The organism is Mammaliicoccus sp. N-M50, assembly GCF_022386995.1.
GTDB classification, from domain to species: domain Bacteria; phylum Bacillota; class Bacilli; order Staphylococcales; family Staphylococcaceae; genus Mammaliicoccus; species Mammaliicoccus sciuri_A.
The window spans coordinates 1-207 of sequence record NZ_JAJNJA010000044.1 but is presented as its reverse complement, the minus strand read 5'-3'; the positions used below and the strand labels follow the sequence as shown (position 1 = coordinate 207).

Annotated in this window: 1 rRNA gene; it reads right to left on the bottom strand. The window is 51.2% G+C overall.

Annotated elements, in window-relative coordinates:
- A 16S ribosomal RNA gene (locus LQ622_RS14990) occupies window positions 1-207 on the bottom strand; the annotation flags it as partial.

The following is a 207-nucleotide window of genomic DNA, read 5'->3' as shown; positions in this document are numbered from 1 at the left end:
CAGGTCGGCTACGTATCGTCGCCTTGGTAAGCCGTTACCTTACCAACTAGCTAATACGGCGCGGGTCCATCTATAAGTGACAGCCGAAACCGTCTTTCACTATTGAACCATGCGGTTCAAAATATTATCCGGTATTAGCCCCGGTTTCCCGGAGTTATCCCAGTCTTATAGGTAGGTTACCCACGTGTTACTCACCCGTCCGCCGCT